Annotated in this window: 10 protein-coding genes; all 10 read right to left on the bottom strand. The window is 32.7% G+C overall.

Annotated features, from left to right (window positions below; all coding sequences use genetic code 11):
* Positions 1-221: 221 nt before the first annotated feature.
* A complete protein-coding gene (locus ACIQ0M_RS13555; RefSeq protein ID WP_396153147.1) occupies positions 222-827 on the bottom strand; it encodes a Crp/Fnr family transcriptional regulator in 606 nt (201 codons plus the stop codon).
* 93 nt (positions 828-920) lie between these two features.
* Complete coding sequence (locus ACIQ0M_RS13550) at positions 921-11282, bottom strand: T9SS type A sorting domain-containing protein (protein WP_396153145.1); 10362 nt, start codon at positions 11280-11282, stop codon at positions 921-923.
* A gap of 684 nt (positions 11283-11966) precedes the next feature.
* Entirely contained in the window at positions 11967-12563 is a 597-nt protein-coding gene (locus ACIQ0M_RS13545; RefSeq protein WP_396153143.1) for a hypothetical protein, read from the bottom strand.
* Between the two features lie 2 nt (positions 12564-12565).
* On the bottom strand, positions 12566-13051 hold the full coding sequence (locus ACIQ0M_RS13540) for an RNA polymerase sigma factor (protein WP_396153141.1): 486 nt from the start codon (positions 13049-13051) through the stop codon (positions 12566-12568).
* A 260-nt stretch (positions 13052-13311) separates the two neighbouring features.
* Positions 13312-14169, bottom strand: coding sequence for a TraB/GumN family protein (locus tag ACIQ0M_RS13535; protein WP_396153139.1), 858 nt, complete (start codon positions 14167-14169; stop codon positions 13312-13314).
* 206 nt (positions 14170-14375) lie between these two features.
* Positions 14376-15095 (bottom strand): LytR/AlgR family response regulator transcription factor, encoded by a 720-nt coding sequence (locus tag ACIQ0M_RS13530; RefSeq protein WP_396153137.1) that lies wholly within the window; start codon positions 15093-15095, stop codon positions 14376-14378.
* On the bottom strand, positions 15092-16063 hold the full coding sequence (locus ACIQ0M_RS13525) for a sensor histidine kinase (protein ID WP_396153135.1): 972 nt from the start codon (positions 16061-16063) through the stop codon (positions 15092-15094). The genes ACIQ0M_RS13530 and ACIQ0M_RS13525 overlap by 4 nt, the downstream gene beginning before the upstream one ends.
* A 60-nt stretch (positions 16064-16123) precedes the next feature.
* A complete protein-coding gene (locus tag ACIQ0M_RS13520) occupies positions 16124-16969 on the bottom strand; it encodes a lysostaphin resistance A-like protein (RefSeq protein WP_396153133.1) in 846 nt (281 codons plus the stop codon).
* 7 nt (positions 16970-16976) lie between these two features.
* On the bottom strand, positions 16977-17264 hold the full coding sequence (locus ACIQ0M_RS13515; protein WP_396153131.1) for a hypothetical protein: 288 nt from the start codon (positions 17262-17264) through the stop codon (positions 16977-16979).
* A 277-nt stretch (positions 17265-17541) separates the two neighbouring features.
* The gene (locus ACIQ0M_RS13510; RefSeq protein WP_396153129.1) at positions 17542-18573 is read right to left on the bottom strand and encodes an alpha/beta hydrolase; all 1032 of its coding nucleotides are present in this window, start codon (positions 18571-18573) and stop codon (positions 17542-17544) included.
* Positions 18574-19163: the final 590 nt, after the last annotated feature.

Here is a 19163-nt window from a genome sequence, read left to right as displayed (position 1 = left end):
TTAAAATGAAGTCTACAAGCTTCTTCACTTCCAAAATTTGCCGTAAAACTGAATAAATTCATCGCTTTTTTTTATCAAATATAAGGCTTTTTATTTAATTATGGGTAATTGCGGACAATCAAATTAATAATAAACCTATTTTAAAAATGATCTTTTTAATTGCATGCTTTTTTAATTTTGTACGATAGGTTTTTACTTTATATTTTTATACTGAAATTAAATTATTCCTGTAGGGTAGTAACATCTGATAATTTTTTTCGAATTCGTGTTAGTGTTTGCCTTTCTATGCCAAGATATGAGCATAAATGTGATATCGAAACCCTATTGAATAAATCAGGATCTTCATTGATGAATTTAATGTAGCGATCTTCTGCTGTTTCAAATAGAAAACTCTCAATACGCTTTTGCTGAATTTTCAAAACCTCTTCAGCCACTAATCTTCCATATCTTTCCATAATTGGATATCTCTGATAACCCTCCTGTATATGTTTATAAGAAATGTTTACAATAACAGTTGGCTCAATTGTTTGAAAGCTATACATACTTGGAGTTTGACTTATAAAAGCTGGAAAATGAGTCGCAAATTCATACTCTCTAATGAAATTAACAGTTATTTGATTACCCATATTGTCTACATAATATCCTCTTAGTAAACCAGAAAAAACAAAACCGATTTCTTTCTGAATATTACTTGCATGAATATATATTTGTCTTGGTTTTAATTCTATAATTGACAATCCACTCTCTATATAAATCAATTCCTCCTCAGTAACTTGAGGACAAATTGCTTTAATTATTTTTAAATAGGCGATAATTGGTTCTTTCATAACTTTTTTTTCTAATTCAGATATTTACATTATTTATAAAAACACTAAATGAATCTAAAATCAAAACATCTAGACTTGTTGTAAAATAAAAAACTACTCTTTTATTAATACATTCTTGGAAATTATTCCCTTATCAGTTGATACCTTAACTACATAAGTACCTGTTCTTACTTCTGAAATTTGGAGTAAATAATCAGGTTGATATTGATTAGAGAATTTCCAATCCTGTATTTTTTGTCCTAACAAATTGAAAATTTCTACAGCTTGAATGGCAACTTTTTGTGATGAATTTTTTATTACTACACTATTACTAGACAATAAATGTGCAATCATTATACCCTCTGAATTTTCTATATCTCCAATTCCAAGAGAATTACCATCTGTATATCGTAACACAAATCTGTCATTATGAATACCAGCAATACTGGAAAAAGGATATGGACTCAACTTTAAATCATGAATTACATTTAGCAATTTATCTTCTAAATAAATGTTTTGATTGTTGTATTGAAATAATCCATCAATTGCACGAATTGCAATAACATAGTCTCCGGAGTTAGGGGTTGTTATAACTAATGGTACTTGATCATCTTGATTAAATGGCAAAGATCGACCTTGAATGACAAGAGTTTTATCATCAATCATACTGAATATTCGCATATCATTTAACGACTTCTCTTGTGCATCATAACCTGAATCAAAACCTTCTGTTGCACCTTCTACATAACCAATTAATGTGGAAGCAGAAGCATTATTTGAATTTACAATATCCAACCAAATTCTATGTCGCTCTAGTGATAAGACACCATTGTTGTTGTTATTAATATTTTCTGAACTAGATCTAAAAAAATTGTCATTTAAATAACTACTGTTACGTTGTCCATTATTAAATATTACAGTTCCAGTTGCATTACCGGGTCCATCAATCATTTGTACAAAAAAACCTTGTCCTGCTTTGATTAAGTCACTAAATCCAGGTGTAGTTGTTCCTGTAAAATTAATTATCTCATAATCTGATGAAGAATAATTATATGTAAAACTACCATAAAAAGGATTTGACGCTGAACTGGAAATATCTATACCATGTTTCCAAAGTCTCACATTTCCTAGAATAGAAGTACTATTATCGGCTAAAAATTGTAAAGCATTAATTGCTGATGGATATGGATTACCTAACAAATTATAATTATCTTCTAAATTGGTAATCTGAATACCATTCAAGCCTACATAATTAGAACCTGTAAATTGTCCTCTTTGAATAATTGATGTAATATCACCATTATTTGGCACTCCGATAAATGAACTATTAATTGTTGTAGCAGGCATTGAAAAAACATTCGACCCTCTTACAATGTAACCTTTTCCAATCTGCATGTTCATATTGTTTGCAGACTCCCATCTTCCTTGACTTATATTGCCAAAATTTCCATTACCGTTATTTGCAATTGTGTTCCAGATAAATTTTGGCCCTTGAATCGGATTAGAATAAATTATATTAATATTCTGATTCGCTACCGGAGATGACCAATAAATATAATCTTGACCCTGAATATTAGTAGCACTTCGGTTATATGTAATTACTCCAGTATTAGTTACATTGTTTATTTGTACCAAACTAGCATTGTTCTCAAATGTTAAACTTCCACCTGAAATATTTAAAGAGTTAACAATTGTCATTACAGTTCCTGAGGGTATTACTATATTACCGGAAATTACATTACATGAACATGCAAGTAAATTTGTACTTTCGTTATAATCACCATCGAACAAAATTGAATCTGTAATTGTAGGAGAACCATTTGACCAATCAACTCCGTTCCAAGTATTATAATTTACACTAACTTCAACCACATTACTAATCACTGAAGTACAATTATTATTTGTAACAACAGCCCTAAAAAAGGTTGTTAAGGTTAAATTACCTGTAATTAAACTTGAGGAGTTTGCTCCATCAATATCAAACCATCCATTAAAACCATTTGCTGACTGTTGCCATTGAATAGCTCCTTGATTCCCAGTCAAAGTTATTTCAACAGAATTTCCGGAACATATTGTTGAAGGACCTGATGCAGTTCCTGCTATTGAACCCTCCGTAACAATAATTGAACCTGTAGCAGTTATGTTTCCACAATTACCATTAACTAGAATACTATAGTTAAATATTCCACTTTCAATTGGTGTACCTGCTATTGTGATAGTATCATTAAACCAACTCGCATTTAAACCTAATGGTAAGCCTGTAACTAATCCAATACCAATAGAACCAGATGTTGAAAAAACAATATTAGTTAAACTGTTATTAATACATACTGTCGGAGTTGCTGATGGTAATCCAACTGAAAGAGCGGGATAAAAATTAACAGTAATGCCATCACTATTTGCAATTGAAGTGGTTGTACAAACTGCATTGCTTGTCATAACTACTTCAACTATTTGCCCATCTAATAAGGCATCACTAACAAAAATATTAGAATTAGTATTCTGCACAGATATACCATTAACTCTAAAATCAAACATAGGAGAAATTCCACCATTAGTGGGATTTGCAATAAAGGTTAAAACACTTCCAGAACAAAATGTTGAGCTTGGACTAACTGACAAATTAACTACTGGTGTAACAGTTGGTATTACATTCATTAGAATAGCATTAGAATTAGCTGTAGGATTACCACAAGAACTTCCGGTCACAGATATACTACAACTAAATGAATTTCCGTTAGAAATTGTACTTGTAGTAAAAGTATTGGATAACCCAGTCTGAACAACTACATTATTTCTTCTAAATGTATAAGTAATTGTACCTCCACCTGTACTATTTGCAGAAGCAGTGAACGTAACATTAGTTCCAGAACAGATTGTATTAGAACTTGCTGAAATATTTACTGTTGTATTCAAAGCATTAATTGAAATTGGATTTGAATAAATAGAGACTAAATTTGAACAAACTCCCCCACTAACATTTAAGAGACATTCAAAAATATCACCATTATCATATGTGTTTGTATTATAGACATTTGAAGCACCATTTTGAACTATTACACCATTACGAAGAAAAGTGTAACTTAAACTTCCAACTCCAGAAGTATTAGATGCTGTGGCGGTAAAAACTACATTCGCTCCTGAACATAAAGTAGTTCCTGATGAAGTAAGCACTACACTTGGTGTTGTTACGTTATATGTTATTGTATTTGAAGCAGCAACAGGTGAGGTCAAACAAATACCCCCTACAATTGTAATGTTACATTTTATTGATGAACCATTTGTAATTGTAGTACTTGTAAAAGTATTAGATGAACCACTTTGTACGTTAACTCCATTATTTAAAAAGGTATATATTATAGTTCCGCCACCTGTATTTAGAGTTGTTGCTGTTACTGTAGTTGAATTTCCTAAACAAAATGAAGTTGATGTAGAAGATATTGAAACTGATGGAGTACTGTTGCCAACAACTGATAGGGTGATTGAATTTGAAGTGGCTGTATTTGAAAGCAAACATGTTCCTCCAAGCATAGAAATATCGCAACTTATTACGACTCCATTAGTAGGATTGGTAAGAGTGTAAGAATTAATTGTTCCGTTTTGTACACTAGAACCGTTGACTTTAAAATTATAACTTATTACACCACCACCAGTATTACTTGCAGTTGCTGTAAATGTTGCCGAACTACCGCTACAATTTGAAGTTGATGGTGTACTTAATACAACAGAGGGAGTTAAAATATTATTTACTACCATTGTAATTGAATTTGAGTTAGCTGTCGAAATAGCCAAACAACTTCCATCCACAATACTAATTTGACAGCTTACGACATCACCATTAATTAGACTACTTGAAGTATAAGTTGAAGAAGAACTGTTTTGAACACTAATTCCATTTACTCTGAAATCATAAGTTACTGTTCCACCCCCTGTTTGTAAAGCTGTAGCATTAAATGTAACATTATTACCTAAACATATGTTAGAAGAATTTGAGGTAATTGCCACAGAAGGAGTTAGATTATTAACAGTTATCATAGTAACAGCATTACTACTACAAGAACCATTTGTAATGGTATAAGTAATAGTTGCTAAACCGGAAGCTATAGAGGTAACTAACCCTGTTGCATTCACAGTAGCTACTGACAAATTACTACTAGACCAAACACCTCCAGGTGAAGCATTTAATAATTGAGTCGTTCCACCTAAACAAATTGTTGTTGTCCCGGTAATCGGTGCAACAATAGGGTTTCCACTTGAAAGAACAGTAACTAAATTAGATTGATATGTTGCTGTATTACAACCAGATGCATCTGGTGTAACAACACAACTAATTACATCATTGATTTGTAAATTAGCGTTAACAAAAGTTGGTGAATTTGTACCAACATTAGCCCCATTTACTCTCCATTGGTAGGTAGGTGAAGTACCAACATTAGTTGCGGTTACAGTGTAGGTACCGGCATTTGAATTTATTACCTTTGCACTTGTAACAGTTCCATTGACTGAATTTATTGAAACATCAACCAAAAGAGGTAAAGTAGGTGTTAATGTACTAGTGTATAATAACGTATTATTTCTGTAATATCTTACAACATTACTTTCTACTGATACTCTAAAACGATCACCACTTGAATAAGCACCAAAACTACCTCTATTAGATCCGGATTCAAAAATTGAACATGTTCCGTTACTTCTTAAATAAATTGCATAACGAATTGTATTATAATTAGAATTAGCATTTGAAGTACTTAATCCACACATTCTCTCCGTATTAGTCTCGGTAGCAATAAACTCTAAATAGCCATTGTTACTTACTGTATTGTATGAAGCTGCACCTCCGTTCCAAACTCCGTTGGATTGAGTTTTTAATAGACCATTTCCTATTGCTGTTAAATTTTGAAGTGATGAATTTAGCCACACTACTTCCTCTGAAACAACATTAGAACATGTACCTGTAGCAACTGTTCCTTGAACTACAATTTCAGAACCTGATAAATTAGTGATTGGCTTGTTTAGAATGTTATTTGAGGCAATATTTCCAGAGGAAGAACAGCCAGTGATACTCGGTGTAAGGATACAAGAAACAACATCATTGGGAGCAATGGTTGAATTACTATAAACCGCACTATTTGTTCCTACATTGTTTCCGTTCAACTTCCATTGAAATGAAGGAGAACTTCCCGCATTGGTTGCAAAAGCAGTAAATGAACCTGAATAATAGTTTGATACTTTTGCATCTGAAACGGTTCCATTAATACTATTTATTGAAACATCAACTAGTAAAGGTAGACTTGGGGTTATTGAACTAGTAAAACGTAAAACATTATTTCTGTAATATTTAACAACATTACTTTCTACAGCTACTTTAAAAGTATCTCCTACAACATAAGCTCCAAAATTACCTCTGAATGAGCCTGATTCATAAATTTCACAGGTCCCGTTACTGCGTAAATACCAAGCATATTGAATGGTATTAAAATTGGCATTGGCATTTGTAGAACTTAAACCTACCATTCGTTCAGTATTGATCTCGGATGCTGTAAACTCAAAAAAACCATTATTCTTAACGGTATTCCAAGACGAAGCTCCACCATTCCAATTCCCATTCGATTGAATTTTCAACAAATTATTTCCATTAGCAGAAACATTAGCAAGTGAGGCTGTTTGCCATACTACACTTTCTTCAGCCGTTCTACAAGCGGCTATATCGGCATTAGCTTGAATATAAAATTCAATTGGAGTTTGACCAATAAAATTATTAGATATAGCATTAGATAATACAGGTGTCACACCAGCGCAACCATTTATGTTAGGAGTTAACAAACAAGTTATTACATCATTATTTGTTAAAGCGGTATTGGTATAGGTGGCTGTTCCAGAACCTACATTCACACCATTTAACTTCCACTGATATGAAGGATTTAAACCTGCGTTAGTTGCTGTTGCTATAAATGTCCCATTATTAAAATTAGAAACAATTGCATTGGTAATTGTTCCATTTACGCTATTAATAGAAACATCAACCAATAACGGCAAGCTAGGGGCAATTGTACTGATATAACGCAAAATATTATTTTGATAATATTTTACTACACCAGCTTCAACACTTATCTTGAAGAGATCATTAACGGAGTATGTTCCATAATTACCTCTAAAGTTACCAGATTCATAAATTTCACAAGTACCATTACTGAGCAAATACCAAGCATATTGAATGGTATTAAAATTAGCATTGGCGTTAGTAGCACTTAAACCAGCCATACGAGCGGTATTGGTTTCTGAAGCTGTAAACTCAAGATAGCCGTTATTCGTTACAGAATTGTATGAAGCGGCACCTCCATTCCAATTCCCATTAGACTGAATTTTTAACAAACTATTCCCTGTGGCTAAAACATTAACATTGTCAGCTCTTTTCCATACTACATTTTCTGATGAAATTACACATCCTGAAGATACTGCACTACCTTGTATGATAAACTCAATTCCTACAGGAGAACTAATTTGTTGGTTTAAAATAACATTAGATTCTATTTGTGCATTAAAACAGCCTGCTAAATCCGGTGTTAAAACACAAGAAACAACATCGCCGCTTCCAAGAGATGTATTGGTGTAGGAAGAGCTATTGGTTCCCACAATAATACCGTTCAAATACCATTGATAACTTGGTGATGCACCTGCATTAGTAGCAAACGCAGTGAAAACACCATTATTATAATTGGTTATTTTTGCATCAGTGATGGTTCCATTTACTGAATTAATCGACACATCTGCCATCAAAGGCAGTGCAGGTATTTGTGTAGAAGTATAACGTAAAACATCATTCAAATAGTATTTTACTACCATTTCCTCCACACTTATTTTAAAAACATTACCCGATACATAAGTACCAAAACTACCTCTAAAGTTCCCAGATTCATAAATTTCACATGTTCCATTACCGAGCAAATACCAAGCATATTGAATCGTATTAAAATTAGCATTAGCATTAGTAGAACTTAAACCAGCCATCCGATTGGTATTGGTTTCTGTTGCTGTAAATTCAAAAAAACCATTATTCGTTACTAGATTTCGTGAGGCCGCTCCCCCATTCCAATTCCCATTAGATTGTATTTTAACCAAATTATTATTATTGGTATTCACATTTAACAATGATGAGGTTAACCAACGAACATCCTCCTTGGCAACATTACAACCCGTGAAAGCAGGTGTACCTTGTATTAGAAACTCAATAGAAGCGGGTGCCCCTACTTGTATGGTTGTAATACTATTAGAAGCAAACGTTGTAGTACTACATCCACCAAAATCTGGTGTTAATAAACAAGTTACTATATCACCACTTGTTAAGAATGGATTGGAATATGTATTCGTGTTTGTACCAACATTTAAACCATTGAGTAGCCATTGGTAAGAAGGATTAGCTCCCGCACCACTAGAAAAAGCAGTAAAAGTAGTGTCGCTTAAATTAGATACTATTGCATTTGAAACGGTACCAAGCACACTATTTATTGACACATCAACTAATAGTGGTAATACAGGTACAATCAAACTGTTATATACTAAAACTCCGTTTCGATAATATTTTACTACACCAGCTTCAACACTTATCTTGAAGAGATCATTAACGGAGTATGTTCCATAATTACCTCTAAAGTTACCAGATTCATAAATTTCACAAGTACCATTACTGAGCAAATACCAAGCATATTGAATGGTATTAAAATTAGCATTGGCATTTGTAGTGCTTAAACCAGCCATACGAGCGGTATTAGTTTCTGAAGCTGTAAATTGAAAATAACCATTATCAGAAACTGTATTCCAAGAAGAAGCACCACCATTCCAATTCCCATTCGATTGTATTTTCAATAAATTATTAGTAGTGGCTTCTACATTTTGTAAGTCGGAAACTTTCCATTTAACTTGTTCTTCCACCGAATTACAAGCAGATAATGCAACACCACCAGCTATGTAAAAGTCCAAAGAAACACCAGTCGCTATTGATTTATTAGTTATTTTATTAGACGTATAAGGTGTTACACCTGAACAACCTGTTAAACTTGGAAGCAAGGTACAAGTGATAACATCATTATTGGATAATGCCGTATTGGTGTAGGTTGAACTATTGGCTCCTACATCAACGCCATTTAATTTCCATTGATACGTCGGAGTGCTCCCTGCGTTTGTAGCAGTAGCTATAAATACACCATTATTGTAATTGGAAACAATAGCATTAGAAACTGTTCCATTTACGCTATTAATAGAAACATCAACCGATAACGGCAAGCTAGGGGCAATTGTACTGATATAACGCAAAACATTATTTTGATAATATTTTACTACGCCCTCTTCAACACTTATCTTGAACAGATCATTAACGGAGTATGTACCATAACTACCTCTAAAGTTGCCAGATTCATAAATTTCACAAGTACCGTTACTGAGCAAATACCACGCATATTGAATGGTATTAAAATTAGCATTGGCATTAGTAGCACTTAAACCAGCCATACGAGCGGTATTGGTTTCTGAAGCTGTAAATTGAAAATAACCATTATTAGAAACTGTATTCCAAGAAGAAGCTCCTCCATCCCAATTCCCACTCGACTGAATCTTACGCAAACTATTTCCAGTTCCTGTTACCTGTAAATTGAACAATTCAGACACACGCCAATATACATCTTCCTCGGCTGTATTACAGGCAGATGAACCAACTGTTCCTTGAATGTAAAAATCAATGCTTGTTGGTGAAGTTATGATTTTATTGGTAATTGAATTCGAGGTAAAAGAGTTGGTTCCACAACTTCCGGAAAAACTAACTACACAAGAAACTATATCATTATCAGCCAAACTAGTATTGACATAAGAAGTACTATTGGTGCCTACATTATTTCCATTCAACTTCCATTGATAAATTGGTGATGCTCCAAGATTTAATCCTGTAGCAGTAAAAGAGCCGGTGGAATAATTAGATACAATAGCATTAGAAACTGTTCCATTAACGCTATTGATGGATACATCAACTAATAAAGGTAAATTTGGGGCAATATTACTAATATAGCGTAATATATTGTTTTGATAATATTTTACAACACCCGCTTCTACAGTAATCTTGAATAGATCATTAACGGAGTATGTTCCATAACTACCTCTAAAGTTTCCAGATTCATAAATTTCACAAGTACCGTTACTGAGCAAATACCACGCATATTGAATTGTATTAAAATTAGCATTGGCATTAGTAGCACTTAAACCAACCATACGAGCGGTATTGGTTTCTGAAGCTGTAAATTGAAAATAGCCATTATCAGAAACTGTATTCCAAGAAGCAGCACCTCCATCCCAATTACCATTGGAGTTTACTTTGGTTAAGTTATTACCACTTGATTGAGTATTAACTAAATCTGATAACTTCCAGACCACCTGCTCATCAGCAGAATTACAAGCTGAACTTGCTGCGGTATTTTGAATGTAGAATTCAACTCCGGGTGAAAGAAAAGGAATTGTAAAATAAGCACTTTGATTACATTCTAAAGTCTGTCTATTGGCATTAGAAAGAGCCGAAGGGAAAACCAAAACCTCTCCAATATGCCCAGTAGTATATCGAGTTACTGAACCTCCATTAAACCAAGCACCAATTACAAAACGGTTTTGAAGTGTATAGTTTGTACCTGAAATAGAGGCGGTTGAAAAAGCAGTGCCTTCTTTAAAACCAGAGACCGTAGAATTATCAGCCGTGAAAGTAAAAATTCGACTAGTCCCATTTCCCGATAAAGTATTATCTTGAACACCAGCTCCACTTGGGTTTGCTGCGATTCCAAAAGTCAAAGGCCTTCCGGCTAAATCAGGTCGGTCTTGAAGGGCAAAGCCTTGAGTTGCATTATGATTGTTATCTAATAGTGTTTGGATTGTAGCCTGACTCGTTCCTGTTGTTGTCCATCTTGCTACAATATTTGCCGTATAACCTGTGAAACCTGTAGTAGGAAATAAAGTATGCGTTAAGAAGCTAGAGCCAGTAAAAAAAACTGAAGGGACACCATTTTGCCTCTCGATCACCCCTGCATTCACTATTCTGGGTTGATTAGCTAAATTTGTTTGTGTAGCGTGGCGGTTAAAATCACTTTGATCATACCAAGTCTGTACAAACCCGCTCCCAGAACCTACAAATGATAGTAATGCTGATTCATTCAAGTGTCCAGACGCAGTAAAGCCAATATTCTGAGTAGCATTATCACTACTTCTTCGAACCAATATTGCATTACCCGTGTAAGTAGTACTTAGCTTACGTAAACTATATGCAGCGGTAGATGGTGTAGATGCTGTTAAGCCAACTGTGTTTAGGGTGTTTTGAGCAATTGATAAAAAATTAAATCCAAAAAAAAATAAGAAAAAAAGGTAATACGGTTTTGTAAAATTTTTTAGATGTTTTGTTGGATAAAATGGGTCGCAATTAATTTTAAATGATAGTAATAATTTTTTCATAACTTGGGGGCTAAGTTTTTGTTTTAATTCCTAAAAAAAAATATTTGGTAACAAATAATTTTCATAAAAAAAATTTTATACAAAGTTCTAACTTGAATTTTTATTCTACCTGACACATTTGTGTCATGTAAATATTTTGTTAAAAAAAAAAACTTTCATAAACTGTTTATTTTTAGTATATTGAATTAAATTTAAGATCTGTAAAATCAAGAACTAATAATAGGATGTAAATTAAAAAAATCAATTTTTTTAATTTACATCCTATCATTCTGTCATTTTTTTCCAACTAAAGATTATTTTACTTTTATTGTTAAAACTTCATTTAGATGAGTAATAACTTATTTTTGTTTGATAAAAATTCAAATAAAACAGATAAATTATTTGAAAAATTAGTTTTTAATAAGTTATAAATCAAATACAATTTTACAAATATGCATTTAGTCCGTTAAATATTAATTTCAAAATTTTTAAATGATGTTAAGGAAAATTATTTTAATTTGAATAACTTTAAAATCTATTACACTTGAATGGTAACTAACTTGATTTTATTTTAAGTTGTTATTTTCAAAAAGTATCATATTTCAGTATTATTTCTATATTTACATTTATGTCTTTACGCCTAAATTCATAAGGTGAGTATATGCTTAGAGCATTATTGCATAAATAAAGTTTGTCGCAAGTAATTCATTTGTTAATATCTTCCACTAATTGCGAATATATTTCTTGAATTTGTTCAAGATGTCTGCCATAGAGTTGGTAAATATATTTTTTACCTAACCAAATACAAAGAAGTAAAAAAGGAAGAGTAACTAAACTAATATTTAAAATTATTTGGATATTAATATTTGATTTTCCATGGCTCAATAAGATTCCTAGGATTAACCCTAATGGCATAAACACGATTAAATAAAAATTTAGCTGTTTAACATACCTTTTTAAAATAGCTATTTTTTTTTCTAGTGACTCTACTATGTTGAGTTGATTCAATTTTTTAAAAGCGTTAAGGTACTTGCCGTAGATTTTAATCCCAGCAAATAAGGCTAAACTTGTTATTGCAATGGAAATCCAAAAGAGCTCCTTTTCACTAGAAAACATAATAGGAATTGAAATAATACATAATGGAATAGCAATAATGAATTCAATAATGATATTCGTCTTAATCTTCTTAAACACATCAGTACTTTTTTGCCTTGCCATTTTTTCTACTTCGCTAATTGCAGGAAGCTCTTTGGATATAGACGTTTGCCCATCCCATAATTCAAACATTTCTTTTTCGTTCATAATTAATGACTTAATAGATTGAATAGTTTTTTCTTGATACGATTTATTTTCACCCCAACATTAGATTCGCTTAATCCTGTTATTTCTGAAATCTCATCGTACGACTTTTTATCCAGATATAACAAGATGATGGCCTTTTGATCGGCTTTGAGTTTACCAATTGCCTCATACAACCTTTTTATTTTCCTTTCAGTTTCTTCAACTTCTTTGTTGCTATGAGTGTCTGGAATATCAAAATGATGTACCCATTTTTCATTTTTGTTGTGTTTTGAATTATCACGTTTGAACGTTAGGGCTGTATTTAGGGCAACTCGATAAACCCACGTGGATAATTTCGAGTCACCCTTAAAATTGTTATATCCCTTCCAGATGTTTATCAGCATCTCCTGATATAGGTCATCAAAATCATAATCTGATGAATAGACTCTGCCTATTTTGAAAAGAATAGGATGATACTCTTTAATGATTTGCTCAAACTGGATATTCAAATCGCCTAATTTTACTAATTAGTAACTACTTGATAGTGAAAAATATATTTTATTTAGTCCATTATTATAGGCCATAATTGTATATGGTCAACTGTTAATGATAAGAACAACTTGAAGCCTATAATAAATAGTGAAAGCAGCCAATGCAATAAGTCCTGGACCTTTCAGAATGTAATAAAAAAGCTTGTTGATAAAATTAGTCCTTTGACTGATTTTTCGTTTACATAGTTTTCCGGTTTCTTATATATTCGAATTGTGAATTAATTTTCCAAAATAGGAGTTACTATATATCCTCGTGCTCTTAGCAGATTGATAACCCCTTTATCTCCGGCTAAATGACCAGCTCCTACAGCAAAAAAGGTAGTTTTTTCAGAAGCGAATTTTTCAATAGTAGGTATCCAGCTCTCATTTCTTTTGTCAAAAATTACCCCTTTAATGGCTGTATACTCAGGATATCCACCAATTAGTACATTGAGTTTAGAAATATCTTCGATCGTATAAGCTGAAATTAAATCTTCAATACTTTTATTCAATGCTTCTCTGTCTTTGATGTAATTTACTAGAAATGAGAGCTGCTGTTTTATAGGAATCTCATCTAAAAGAGTTAATTGTAATTCAACTTCTTCAAGACCAAAAACTTCCCACTTGTGTTTTTGTGCATATTTCATAAATTCAGCTTCGTAAGAACCTGGTTGTTCACAGTTAAGTGCTTTCATAAACACCATAGAAATTAGGCCCATTGGTTTAAGAATGCCTAACTGTGATAGATCAGTACCATAATTCTTTAAAAAAAAATTATTCGCTAATGCTAAATCGGCTTCGGAAATTTCCGTATTAATGTTCTTCATTGATGGGTTTACTGAGGCTTGTTGAAGCTTTGTCATGATATCAGGATCATCCATATCTACTTCCAGCACCAATTGCTGAGAAGCGTCAAGGGCTTTTTTTACTTTCTCAGCAATATTTAATTCATTGGGACACATAGCATGAATAGTTCCAAATAAATGGGAAGGGTTTTTGAGCCCATTACCTTCAATTTTCCAAAGCAAAGAATTTTCGATTTGAGCATTTCCATGTATGGAAACTAAAATAAATAGAACTGTTACAAATTTTTTCATTTCAAAATTATTTTATGATTTTTATATTTTATACCATTGGTAACAGTCATTTCAAATTTCTTACAACTTTTTAGATATATTTTTTTAGACCAACGTATCAGTGATTTTCATCTTTACTTAATTATCTTTAAACTTGATTAGAATCAAATAATCATAAGTTTGTATCTTGCCCCTGCTGATGCCAAATCTGAGTTGGCAGAATTAATTCAACGGTTATCTTTTATTAGACCTTCTAGATTCTTTTTGTAAGAAGCAGAAATTGGGATTACTTTGTCTTGAATTGTAAGCATGTTTCCTTCAATTTTTTTAATATAGGTTACATTTACGATAAATGATTTATGTACCCGTATAAATTGCCTGAGAGGTAATTTTTCCAATAGTTCCGTTAGTTTATCAAGAACCATAAGAGGTTTGTCATTCTGCGAATGGATTTTAATGTAATTACCACTTCCTTCAATAAAAAGGATATCTGCGAAATAGTATTTGTGTATTTTTTTATCGGCTTTAAAAAAAATAAAAGTTGGTTCAGAAGTTGGTTTTACTTCCGCCTGTTCCTTTGTGAAGCTAGTGTTTTTAGGAATCACAATTTTATTGACTGCCTTCAAAAACCGTTCAAAAGGAATAGGTTTGAGTAAATAATCGGTTATTCCATATTCGTAGCTTTCTGCACCAAATTCCGAAAAGGCTGTTGTTAGGATTACTTTTGGTGGATCTTGTAAGGTTTTGAGCATCTCTAATCCTGAAAGCGAAGGCATTTTAATGTCTAAGAACAAAATATCAATATGTTTCTGGTGCAAAACATTCAGAGCCTCAAAAGCATTGCTACATCTACTAACCAAATGTAGTGTATCAATCTGGTTAACGTACTTTTCTAGGATTTGTTGAGCAATTGGCTCGTCATCTACAATTAAACATTGATATTTCATAATTGCAAGTGTAAAGTTACTTTAAAAAACGTTTCGGTTGTTTCAAAATCCAGCTGATGTTTTTCGGGGTAGATCAGGTGTAATCTTTTTCTAAGATTAGCTAAGCCCGTTCCGCTTTGAGGTTGTTTATCCTCATTATTGTCCAACGAATTTTTAGCTTCAAAAAAGAGTTCATTGCCTTGTAAAGATAATGCAAAGTGAGCATAATTAACTTCCGATAGCGTGTTTAACCCATGCTTGAATGCATTTTCTACCAGTGGAATAAATAGTAACGGAGGAATGAAAACATCTTCATCAATGCCTGAAACTTCAAATTGGATATTTACATTTTTGCTTAAACGGATTTTTTCCAAACTCACATAGTCTTCCAGGAATCGAATTTCCGCTTTTAGGCTTACCGTATCGGCTTTGCTGCTATCCAACAGATACCGCATCAAATCAGAAAGTTTTAACGTTACTTCTGAAGCTTTTTGATTTTCATTTTGAGTTATCAAACCATACAGATTATTTAGTGTATTAAACAAAAAATGAGGATGCACTTGTGCTTTGAGAACAGAAAGTTCTGTTTTTAGCTGTTCGTTTTCAACTTTTATCAAGGCTTTTTGTTTTTGAGAGTATTCGCTGAAAAATTTGAAGGAGCTTGTAACTATAACAAAAACTAAAAGGTTTACAAAATGCTGGAAAAAAGGCGCACCTATTAAATATTTACTTGTAGGTACTAACCATGTTAAAACCAATGCTGCCATACCGGCAGTTAAAAAGAGTAACAGCGAATAAATGAGATACTTTTTTCTAAAAAAATACTTTGGCAAAAGGATGTAAAGATTTACATAGACTTCCACGGCACAAACGCCAAGAACAGTAAACCAATTCACGTAATCTTGTGTGTCTGCTTCCGGATTCTGTTGTGAAAACAGAAAAGTGAAGAAACTCCAAAATGCAAGGTGATAAAATACTCTAAACTTCATTATGCTTTTATTTTAGTGCTGATTGAGTTTACGAATTTAAAATTTCCTGAAAATTAAGTATTATGAATAATTTTTATTCTTTTTTTTAAAGAAAGTTCGCATAAGAAAATAAAAAACGACAATAAATGTAAGGAATGTTCCCAATTCAAACCAATCAATTGTCCATTGAAAATGGGTTAGTTTTTCATTTTCTGGTTGAAAAAATAAGAAAAACAGCAAGTTATTCACAGTATGGGCACCTGCAACAAACTCAATACGTTTGGTATCCAATACAATGTATGTAAATACTATACCAAAAACAAAGGATTCTATCAACGACTGAAAACCCCAACCCAAATGAAGTAAAGCAAAAATCAATGAATTAATAATAACTAACAACCATATACTTTTCATCTTTAGCGATATTCCTTGCAAAGCATATCCCCTAAATATGATTTCTTCTGCCGTAGACTGAATACCAATAGTAATTAACCCCACTAATAAAAGGATTAACATCTGACTTATCGAAATATTTAAGGAAAGAAATCGTTCAAAATCATTATATTGAAACAAAAATGAAAGCACTATAATTATTGGACTCCAGGCAAAAAAACCTAAACACCATAACTTCCATGAAAATTCGCTTTTATCGTGAATTAAAGTAGTAAACGGCCTTTTATGCAATCTATTTACCATCAGCCACAAGCCCAGCAATAAAGCAGCAAATGTACCTCCCAAGCTCATTAGTGTTACTAAAGTTTCTGAAAAAGGTGTTTTTTCAATATTTGATTTTACAATGGGCATTACTAATTTGCCAAATATTACCGTAAATAACCCTGCAAAGATTATCATTACTAAAATGGTAAGTATATACCGCCACCATTCGTTTTTGCCTAATGAGGCATTTTCTAAGAAATCATTTTTCATGGCTTTTCTATTTTAAAGTTGATGTGTTTTTTTTCTTTTCAGTCCATTTTACAGCACCCCATAGAAAGCTTTTCACTTCATACTTTGCAGTATCTGTTTTAATATCGTAGAATTCAGCCTTATACTCAGGTAAATTGCACTTTACCGAATCTTTTGTATAGCCCTCAGATTTGAACAGCCCCCAGAAGACAGAATAGTAAACTTTGCCTTTTTTGGAAGGTTTTTGAACTGTGCTTTGTGCACTTGCCGCAACTGATGTCAGTAAAACTGCGGTGATTATGAGTATCTTGTTCATTATTTCAAATGTTTAAATGTTATTTAATACTGCAAATTTCCATATTGTAAGATAGTAAGTATAATAATAGTGATAACTTACTTTGGAATTCGTTTGAAATTTGGTTTTTTTTATGTGAGTTGTTTTTGTCATTGTGCTGCCCACTTTTTTTACCCTAGCGAAGGTGGCGTTTACTCGACAAATGTTTTTGCGGAGAATCAATACTTGGTAAACAACAGTTGTTTCTTCAGAGCAATAAATCGCAACTATTAGCAAAACGTGCCGGGCGGTTCTTTTTTTATTGATTTAAAAATTTTCTTATCTCTTCAACATACCTTTCGGGTTGTTCTACAAATATTTGGTGTCCTGCATTTGGAATTACTATGAGTTGATTATTCTTAAATATGTTTAAATATTCTTCATTATATTCCCACTCAATGTTATCACACTGCCCTTTTAGCAGCAAAATTGGAATGGTATTATTTCGAAGTTTTGAGCGAGGGTCGGTTAATTTTCCAAAGCTTCTATTGGTTCTAATATTACAATAATAACCCGCACCACCTTCTTCTTTTAGGGTTTTTGTGCTATCACAAACCAGGGCTTTGGTAAATTCAGTTGCTAAATCTGTTAAGTAACCATCGGCTTCATAATCACTTGCTAATTTCTTACCAAATAAGTTAGCCCAGATCGCCACAGAAATTCCCCTTGCAGTTAAAGCTTTTTTATTTGATTTAGCTGAAAGATCGGAAGGAGCCTTTAGCTGTAAACTATCTGGAAAATTATTTTTTGGTTCCTTAATTATTTGAGGCATAATCCCTCCCGGGTTCGTAAAGATAATTCTATCCACTTTTTCAGCGTTATCAGCTGTATAAAGCGTGGCCAATGCCCCGCCCCAAGACTGCCCGATTAAGATAACTTTTACTGCATTCAACTCTTTGACTATAGCTTCTAGGTCTTGCCTGTGTCTTTCAGCTGTATATTCTTTAATATTTTCAAGCCTATTTGATAAGCCACAACCGATTTGATCATATAAATATACATTATAGCCATCATCAGCAAGATTCGAGAGTAATTCTATGTTTTTGCTGTAAACATAACCACCTGGTCCACCATGTAAATAAATAACAGGATATGGTTTAACGCTGTCACCTTTGGCTGGCAAATAGGTGTAAGCAATTTTTGATCCTGTCGGTAGCTGCCAATATTTGGTTGTAGTCCTTGGTTTAATGTAGGGGACATTATAAACTTTGGGACTACACGCAAAGAAGATAAATAAAATCAGCAACGCTAATAACATGTACAGTACTATTTTCTTGATTATTTTTTTCATTTTTCAAAAGTTTAAATGTTATTGAACACTGTAAACTTCCTCAAAATGATATAGAAGCTAAAATAATAGTGATGACTTACTTTGGAATTCGTTTAAAATCTGGTTTTTCCTGTGTGAGTTGGTTTTGTCATTATTCCAGCTAATAGGGTCAGATGGGTGAATTTTACCCTAATATTCCAGCAGATACTTCCGAAAGCTTTCAGGATGAAAGTCTCTCTGTATCGGCTGAATCTTCATGTTGATGAATCCTGTAAGTATATTACAAATTGAGGACATACCAAAAACCAATGTAGACTCAGTACCACCAGGGTATCTAATTAATTCAAGATTTAAAGTTTTAACGCTGTCAATAAAACTCTGATTGCCCCAACTGGGCTTTGTTACGTAGTTAAGCGTATGTCTCTCTTTAGAAATAGGTATGTTAATATTACTCGTTGTCACAACAGATGTTTGTCCATAAGCCGTTGTGCTTGTTGCACAACTCCCCAAATATACCAAAAAAATCTTGCAAAAAAGATTCACTTTTTGTAATTTTAGTCATGCAAGGAAAAAAAGAACTCACCCCAAAAATGCTCTACCAAGTTCATTTA

The sequence above is a fragment of the Flavobacterium sp. genome, assembly GCF_044339515.1.
Taxonomy (GTDB): Bacteria; Bacteroidota; Bacteroidia; order Flavobacteriales; family Flavobacteriaceae; genus Flavobacterium.
This window is presented reverse-complemented; position numbering and strand designations above follow the sequence as displayed.